Raw genomic sequence first — 8,252 nt, forward strand, 5'->3', positions numbered from 1 at the left:
GACCTCGGTCCAGGCGTGCAGATCGGTGAAGTCGGCTTCCGGGCCGGAAGGGCCGTCCAGGGATTTGACGTCCGGGGCCAGCTGGATCAGGTAGCCGGAAACGAAGCGCGCGGCCAGGCCCAAATGGCGCAGGATGTTGACCAGCAGCCAGGCCGAATCGCGGCAGGAGCCGCTGCCCCGGCTGAGGGTCTCCTCGGGGCTCTGCACGTTGGGTTCCATACGGATCAGGTAGCTGACATCCTGGTTCAGCCGTCGGTTCAGGTCCACCAGAAAGTCGATGGTCTGCCGCGGTTTTCGATCGATGCTTTCCATATAAGCGGCGAGTTTCTCGCCGGCCGGCTCCTTTTTCAGGTACGGCCTCAGATCGGCTTTAAGCTTCCGCTCGTAAGTAAAGGGGAATTGGTCGGCATCGGGTTCGAGGAAGAAGTCAAAGGGATTGATGATGATCATCTCGGCCACGAGGTCGATCTCGACGACGAATTCGTCGGTTGGTTCGGGAAAGACCAGGCGGCCCAGGTAGTTGCTGAAAGGGTCCTGCTGCCAGTTGATAAAATGCGTTTTCGGGGTCACCTTCATGGCGTAGCTCAGAATCGGCGTGCGACAGTGGGGCGCCGGCCGCAGCCGCACAATCTGGGGGGAGAGGGAAACGCGGCGATCGTAGCGATAGGTCGTCTTGTGATTCAGGGCAACGTGGATTCCCAAGGGTAGTCCTTTCAGTGAATCGTGAGATAATGATTTGGGTCGTTACTTCAGTTTGTTTTGGCGGACTGAGGAAAAAATGTCAAATGCCAAAGTCCGAATGCCAAATGAAGGATGAATGCCGATTTTATTCGATCGGTAGAATGCCTTTTATTGCTCCTGGGCGCAGGATTCGGTCGTGGGTTCGATATTGAAAAAAGTGGTGCCGATGACCATATCCACCTGATTCAGACGGGTCTGCAGACCGTCCAGGTACTCGTGCATGCCCTGCCCGATCACCTCGTCGATATCCGTATAGGCCAGATCCGCTTCGAGACGGCCCAACTGCTTCTCGGCGGGATTTTGGGGCAGGCCCGGCATCGATCCGTTGATGCGGTGCAGGCAGGCCTTGGCCTTGCTGACACAGTGGCGGATCGAACGGGGAAAGTTGTCGTCAAAAATGAGAAAATCAGCCACGTTGCGGGGTGTGGCGTGATGATAGCGCTTGCGAAACATCTCCAGCGCACTGGCCGATTTGAGCACGGCGCTCCACTGGATGTTGTCGAAGGGGGTGTTGATCAGATCGGCGCGGGGCAACAGCATGAAGTACTTGACATCCAGAATGCGCGAGGTCTTGTCGGCCCGTTCGAGCATCATGCCGATGCGGGCGAAATTCCAGGCTTCGCCATGACTCATGGAGCAGTCCATCAGGCCGGTGAAGAGATGACTGCGCATCTGGATAATCTTGAAGAAGCGCTGGGGATCGGCCAGGGCCATATCCGGACTGCACTTGTCGGCCAGTTCCAGGTAGAAATTGTTCAGGTGCTCCCACATGTCTGAGGAGATAATCTCCCGGATGGAGCGCGCGTTTTCACGTGCTGCCGCCACGCAGGTGAGAATGGCGTTGGGATACTTACGGTCGAAAGTGAGAAAGTGCATTACCTGTTTCTTCTCATAATCGGGATAGTGCTTCTCGAAAATGGCCTGATCACCGGTGATCATCACCAGTGGCTCCCAGTGATTACCCTTTTCCAACGGCATATCCAGGAGCAGGTTGAGATTGACGCTGATGAAACGGGCCACGTTCTCGGCCCGTTCGATGTATCGACACATCCAGTAGATTGAATTGGCGACGCGACTTAACATTGTCCCCTACCTCCTTTAATTTTCCCTGTAGCGAAGAGAAAATGAATTGCTTTATGTCTATGATGCTCCCGGGATTGGCTGGCCGGGGAAATGCCAAATGTCAAAATCCAAATGCCAAATGAAGGATGGTATCGATCTAATCGGCAGAATACCTTCAATTGACATTTGTGCTTTGTCATTTGACATTTTTTCTAAAGCACCCAGGTGTCTTTACTCCCCCCGCCCTGTGACGAGTTCACCACCAGCGATCCCTTGGGCAGGGCCACGCGGGTCAACCCACCAGGCTGCACGTAGATCTCCTTGCCGAAAAGCACATAGGGTCTCAAGTCCACGTGGCGTCCCTCGATGCGGTCGCCCACGATGGTGGGTACCCGGGAGAGCGAGATGGTGGGCTGGGCCATGTAATTGCGCGGTTCGGCCTTGATCTTCTCGGCAAAATCGGCGCGATCTTCGGCCGTGGCATGGGGGCCCACGAGCATGCCATATCCGCCGGATTCATTGGCCGCCTTGACCACCAGTTGGTCCAGGTGGTCGAGCACATAGGCGCGGTCGTCGTCGTTGCGACAGATATAGGTGGGTACGTTGGGTAAAATGGCATCCTCGCCGGTGTAGTATTTGATGATCTGCGGCACGTAGGCATAGATCACCTTGTCGTCGGCAATGCCCGTGCCCGGCGCGTTGGCCAGGGCCAGATTGCCGGACTGGTAAGCGCCGATCAGTCCCTTGACACCCAAAAGGGAGTCGGGCCGGAACACTTCGGGATCGATGAAGTCGTCGTCGATCCGCCGGTAGAGTACATCCACCCGCTTGAGCCCCTTGGTGGTGAGCATGTGCACGCACCCGTCGTGGACCACCAGATCCTGGCCTTCCACCAGCTCCACCCCCATCTGCTGGGAGAGAAACGAATGCTCGAAGTAGGCGCTGTTGTAAATTCCCGGGGTGAGTACGCCGATGGTCGGTGATGGGATATGCTCCGGAACCAGGTATTCCAACATTTCCAGTAGCTTGGACGGGTAGGCGTCCACCGGCCGAACCTGGCTGGCCTCGAATACCTGGGGAAAGGTGCGTTTGAGCACCTGTCGGTTTTCGAGTACATAGGAGACCCCCGAGGGGCAGCGCAGATTGTCTTCCAACACGTAGAACCGACCGTCGCGGTCGCGTACCAGGTCCGTGCCGGTCACGTGGCACCAGATGCCCCGGGGTGGGGTGAATCCCTCGCAAGCCTTGCGATAGGTGCGGCTGGTCATGATCAGGTCTTCGGGGATGATTCCGTCCTTGATAATTTTCTTGGCGTTGTAGATGTCCTGGATGAATTCGTTGAGGGCGAAGATGCGCTGCTTGAGCCCGCTTTCGATCTGCTGCCAGTCTTCAGCCGAAACGATCCGCGGAATGATATCAAAGGGCCAGATCTTCTCGGTGCCTTCCTCGCGGCCGTAGACGTTGAAGGTGATGCCCATTTTCAGCAGCAAGGCCTCGGCCGCCTTTTGGCGCAGGGCCAGGTCCCCCTCCGGCAGCGACTCGATCATGTCCACCAAGAGTCGGGCGCCGGGCCTGGGCTGCCCCTCGGCATCGATCAATTCATCGTAGAAATCCTCCGGGTCGTAGCTTGAAAATGTTTTCATCCGACCGTCCTCCTCCCTGTTATCCTTTTCATTGGCCTGCCAAGCCGTTTAAAATCTGTTTGGATCCATTATGACGGATTCAGCATCCCTTGGGTTCTAATAAAGTCGACAATCTCGTCGACCCCCTGCCCGGTGTTCATATTGGTGAAGGCAAAGGGTTTGTCCCCACGCATGCGCCGGGTGTCGCTTTCCATGACCTCGAGCGAGGCCCCCACCAGGGGGGCCAGGTCGATTTTGTTGATTACTAGAAGATCCGAGCGGGTGATCCCCGGTCCGCCCTTGCGGGGAATCTTGTCGCCCGCGGCCACGTCGATCACGTAGATGAAAAGATCGGCCAGCTCGGGACTGAAGGTGGCACTGAGGTTGTCGCCGCCGCTTTCGACGAAGATGCAGTCCAAGCCGGGAAAACGCTCGGTCAAATCGGCCACGGCGGTCAGGTTCATGGAGGCATCCTCGCGAATGGCCGTGTGCGGGCAGCCGCCGGTTTCGACGCCTAGGATGCGGCCTTCCGCAAGGGCCTGGTGGCGAATGAGAAATTCGGCATCCTCGCGGGTGTAGATGTCGTTGGTCACCACGGCGATGTTGTAGGCATCGCGCATGGCCAGGCACAGATTCAGCAGAAGCGCGGTTTTGCCCGAGCCCACCGGACCGCCGATGCCGACGCGTAAGGGGGCGGATTGGGTTGTCATATCGTCCTCGCTCACGACCGGTAGAGTCGCGTGTATTGGTTCTCATGGCCGCTGCTGGCAATGGCCAGGGCCGGGCTGGATGCCCCCACGGCATCGTCCTTGAGGGACAGCCCGCGGGATACGGCCGCCGCTACCGCCGGATCCAATTCAAGCAGCAGGCGGTGGCCCGCAGTCTGCCCCAGGGGAATGATTTTGATGCCGGCCAGGACCTGATTTTCCAGCCAGGACCAGAGGTAGCCCGTTGCCGCCGTTACCCGGTCGATTCCCCAATGGGCCGCCGCCAGGGCGAATCCGGCCAACTGGGACCTTTCCGCCAGCGCCAGCATCGCTGGGGACAGAGGCACGCCCAGTCCTTCCAGCAGCCGGGCCATGGCGCGGCCGCGGTTGTGTTCTTCCAAGCGCAGCTCACGGGTTTCGCGAAAGGCCACCAGAAGGTCGCACCAGGCCGCCAGGGCGATTTCATCACCCGCCCGCCCGGCCGCCAGCATGCGATCCAGGAGCGGGATGTCCACCCCGCTCAGGTTGTGGGTCATCAGATCCAAAAGCCAGTCTGCCAGGTCGGTGGCATCGGTGACCCAACCCTGATCAACAGCCCACTCCAGCCCCTGGGAATAGGCGAAGGCCCCGGTGGGCAGGGACGGGCTCACCAGGTGCATCAGGCGCAGCAGATGGGGATGGTATTCAGCCATGATGATGGTGTCCTCCCCCGTAGGCCCCGGCTTCGGGATCGAAGGGGGCCTGATCATGACTGACCGTCAGTCCCAGCCCCCGGATCATCTCGTCCAGCACGGGATCGAAGCGGTAACGGATACGGCCGCTGGTGATTTCGATCGGCGTATGCCGGTTGCCCAAATGGTAGCAGGCGCGTGCCATGGTCAGGGGGTCATGGCCGGTCACGCTGGAGAGGGCTTCATCGGCGGCACGAATGCGGACCACGTCACCGTTGTCCGAGGCCAAAAGGTCGCCGTCATGCAGGACGGTGCCGCGCGGCAGGAACAGTCCCGCCTCGCTGCCATCGTCCAGGACCACCCGCAGGCGGCTGCGGGTGCGTTCTTCCCAGGGCAGCGTCAGGGTGGCGGTTGCTTCCCGGGATGTTTTCAGTCTATCGGTCAGGTGGATCATCGCCAATGCCTCGTGGCAGCCTCCACAGGGTAGCCGCATCTGGCTTTCGGTCTTGCGGTTACCCGGGCGGCCATTAAAACAGAAAGTACCGCTGGGCCATGGGCAGCACCGTGGCCGGCTCGCAGGTGAGCAGCTCGCCGTCGGCCCGTACCGTGTAGGTCTGGGGATCGACCTCGATGACCGGCAGGTAATCGTTGCCGCGCATATCCTTTTTGCCGATGCCCCGGCAGCCCTTGACCACGCCGATGCACGATTTGAGGCCGATGGCTTCGGCCAGGCCGGCCTCCGCCGCCGCCCGGGAGAGAAAGGTCAGCGTGGTGGCCGCCATCGCGCCGCCAAAGGCGCCGAACATGGGACGATAGTGCACCGGTTGGGGCGAGGGGATCGAGGCGTTGGGATCGCCCATGGGCGCGGCGGCGATCATGCCGCCCTTGATCACCAGGCTCGGCTTGACCCCGAAAAGGGCCGGTTTCCACAGCACCAGGTCGGCCAGCTTGCCCACCTCCACGGAGCCCACCTCATGGGCGATGCCGTGGGTGATGGCCGGATTGATCGTGTACTTGGCCACATACCGCTTGACTCGCTGGTTGTCGCGGGTGGCCGTATCGCCGGGCAGGCTGCCGCGCTGGACCTTCATCTTGTGGGCCGTCTGCCAGGTGCGGATGATCACCTCGCCCACGCGGCCCATGGCCTGGGAGTCCGAGGCGATCATCGAGAAGGCGCCCAGGTCGTGCAGAATATCCTCGGCGGCGATGGTCTCCCGGCGGATGCGCGACTCGGCGAAGGCCACGTCCTCGGCAATGCGCGGGTCGAGGTGGTGGCAGACCATGAGCATGTCCAGGTGCTCGTCCACGGTGTTGACCGTAAAGGGGCGCGTGGGGTTGGTGGAGGAGGGCAGCACGTTGGCCAGGCCGCAGGCGCGGATGATGTCGGGCGCGTGGCCGCCCCCGGCCCCTTCGGTATGGTAGGTGTGAATGGTGCGGTCCTTGAACGCGGCCAGGGTGTGCTCCACGAAACCCGATTCGTTGAGCGTGTCGGTGTGGATGGCCACCTGGACGTCCATGGCGTCGGCCACGCCCAGGCAGGTATCGATGGCCGCCGGGGTGGTGCCCCAGTCCTCGTGCAGCTTGAGGCCCATGGCGCCGGCACGGACCTGTTCTTCCAAACTTAAAGGCAGGCTGGCGTTGCCCTTGCCCATGAAGCCGAGGTTCATGGGCAGGCCGTCGGCCGCCTGAAGCATGCGCTCAAGGTTCCAGGCGCCGGGGGTGCAGGTGGTGGCGTTGGTGCCGGTGGCCGGTCCGGTACCGCCGCCGAGCATGGTGGTGATGCCGCTGTAAAGGGCCTCGTCCACCTGCTGGGGACAGATGAAATGGATGTGGGCGTCGATGCCGCCGGCGGTGAGGATGGACTTCTCACCGGCAATGGCTTCCGTGCCGGGACCGATGACGATGTCAACGCCCGGCTGCACATCGGGATTGCCGGCCTTGCCGATGCCGCTGATGCGGCCGTCCTTGATGCCGATATCGGCCTTGACGATGCCCCAGTGGTCGAGGATCAGGCGTTGGTAATGACCACGTCCACGGCATCGCTACCGCCGGCCTGGCTCTGGCCCATGCCGTCGCGGATCACCTTGCCGCCGCCGAACTTGACTTCGTCGCCGTAAACGGTGCGGTCTTCCTCCACCTCGATCCACAGTTCGGTATCGGCCAGGCGCACGCGGTCGCCGGTGGTGGGGCCGAACATCTCCGCATAGGCCTTGCGGGTCATGGTTTTCATGATGGCACCTCCAGATCGCCCATCACCCGGCCGTTGAAGCCGAACACCCGCCGCCTGCCGGCATAGGCCACCAGGATGACCTCGCGCCTCTGTCCCGGCTCGAAGCGCACGGCGGTGCCGGCGGGGATGTCCAGGCGGAAGCCGCGGGCCTTCTCACGGTCGAAGGAAAGCGCGGGGTTGGTCTCGTAAAAGTGGTAGTGGGAACCGACCTGGATGGGGCGGTCGCCGGTGTTGACAACGGTGATGGCGACGGTCGGCCGGTCGGCATTGATGGTGATGTCTCCTTTAAGCGGGATGATCTCTCCGGGTATCATTATCTTTAAAGTCCTCCGTGCCGCCTAAGCGTTGCGGTTGTCTATCCAAGGGGGTTCCGTATTTTCGCGGTCACGGCCCGTTCTTACAGGGTTCGCCATAACCGTGACGGTTGTCGGAGCGGGCCATGCCCGTGATCCTAATCAGACGATCGGGTGGTGCACCGTCACCAGCTTGGTGCCGTCGGGAAAGGTGGCTTCCACCTGCACCTCGTCGATCATCTCGGCAACCCCCTCCATGACATCCTGGCGAGCCAGCAGGGTGCGGCCGTGGGCCATGAGATCGGCCACCGTGCGGCCGTCGCGGGCCCCTTCCATGATGGCCGCGCTGATCAGGGCCACCGCTTCCGGGTAGTTGAGCTTCAGACCGCGCGCCATGCGCCGTTCGGCCAAAAGGGCGGCGGTGAAGATCAAGAGTTTGTCCTTCTCCCTAGGCGTCAGCTCCATTGTTCGTCCTTTCTGATGGTTTGGATGGGCACGTATCCCCGCGGTCGGCCGTGGAACGTCCACAGGCGCATGAAGATCGTCGAGTGCAGCGATGGCTGGGTCTCATCGACGGTGAAGACGTAAACCAGGGAGGGTTGGACCGGAGGCTTTGCCGCCGGTTTGTTGGATTGCTGCTGATTCATTTTTCGGGTTCTCCATTTTATCGTAGAGGGCCATCGCAAAAGGCACCGGCCGTGAATCAGGTGGCCCAGATGCGCGGCACGCACGCCTCACGGTCGCAACACAACGGTCGCCACCACGCCCACAAGGACTGAAAGATGGCCTTGGCCCGGCTCGAGCAATGGCCGAGGGTACGGACCACCAAAAGGTCGTCCACCACGCTGGCACCGGTCAGAACGTCGCTTTTTTCGCGGGCCAGGCATTCGTGCAGCGCTGGCAGCAGGTCCGCCGAGACGCCGCTG

Annotated in this window: 10 protein-coding genes and 1 pseudogene; all 11 read right to left on the reverse strand. The window is 61.2% G+C overall.

Annotation, left to right across the window (positions count from 1 at the left end; genetic code table 11):
* Window positions 1-702: transglutaminase family protein (locus JCM12296_RS30570; RefSeq protein ID WP_172684195.1), on the reverse strand; the 702-nt coding region annotated here is incomplete at its 3' end.
* Between the two features lie 147 nt (window positions 703-849).
* Complete coding sequence (locus JCM12296_RS30575; RefSeq protein WP_054700972.1) at window positions 850-1,824, reverse strand: alpha-E domain-containing protein; 975 nt, start codon at window positions 1,822-1,824, stop codon at window positions 850-852.
* A gap of 191 nt (window positions 1,825-2,015) precedes the next feature.
* A complete protein-coding gene (locus tag JCM12296_RS30580) occupies window positions 2,016-3,446 on the reverse strand; it encodes a circularly permuted type 2 ATP-grasp protein (RefSeq protein ID WP_054700974.1) in 1,431 nt (476 codons plus the stop codon).
* Between the two features lie 68 nt (window positions 3,447-3,514).
* Entirely contained in the window at window positions 3,515-4,135 is a 621-nt protein-coding gene (gene ureG / locus JCM12296_RS30585; protein ID WP_054700989.1) for an urease accessory protein UreG, read from the reverse strand.
* 11 nt (window positions 4,136-4,146) lie between these two features.
* Window positions 4,147-4,824 carry an urease accessory protein UreF gene (locus JCM12296_RS30590; protein ID WP_054700977.1) on the reverse strand — a complete coding sequence of 226 codons (678 nt, stop codon included), beginning with the start codon at window positions 4,822-4,824 and terminating at the stop codon, window positions 4,147-4,149.
* Window positions 4,817-5,257, reverse strand: coding sequence for an urease accessory protein UreE (gene ureE, locus JCM12296_RS30595; protein WP_054700980.1), 441 nt, complete (start codon window positions 5,255-5,257; stop codon window positions 4,817-4,819). The genes JCM12296_RS30590 and ureE overlap by 8 nt, the downstream gene beginning before the upstream one ends.
* 73 nt (window positions 5,258-5,330) lie before the next feature.
* Window positions 5,331-7,033 (reverse strand): annotated as a pseudogene (gene ureC, locus JCM12296_RS30600) (urease subunit alpha).
* Entirely contained in the window at window positions 7,030-7,347 is a 318-nt protein-coding gene (locus JCM12296_RS30605) for an urease subunit beta (protein WP_054700983.1), read from the reverse strand. Before JCM12296_RS30605 ends, ureC begins: the two are co-directional and overlap by 4 nt.
* Window positions 7,348-7,488: 141 nt before the next feature.
* Entirely contained in the window at window positions 7,489-7,791 is a 303-nt protein-coding gene (locus JCM12296_RS30610; RefSeq protein ID WP_054700985.1) for an urease subunit gamma, read from the reverse strand.
* The gene (locus tag JCM12296_RS30615) at window positions 7,782-7,973 is read right to left on the reverse strand and encodes a hypothetical protein (RefSeq protein ID WP_054700987.1); all 192 of its coding nucleotides are present in this window, start codon (window positions 7,971-7,973) and stop codon (window positions 7,782-7,784) included. The genes JCM12296_RS30610 and JCM12296_RS30615 overlap by 10 nt, the downstream gene beginning before the upstream one ends.
* Window positions 7,974-8,029: 56 nt before the next feature.
* On the reverse strand, window positions 8,030-8,252 hold a 223-nt coding region (locus tag JCM12296_RS40515), incomplete at its 5' end, for a hypothetical protein (RefSeq protein WP_218188369.1).

This window comes from Desulfosarcina cetonica JCM 12296 (assembly GCF_001311845.1).
In the GTDB taxonomy this organism is placed as follows: Bacteria; Desulfobacterota; Desulfobacteria; order Desulfobacterales; family Desulfosarcinaceae; genus Desulfosarcina; species Desulfosarcina cetonica.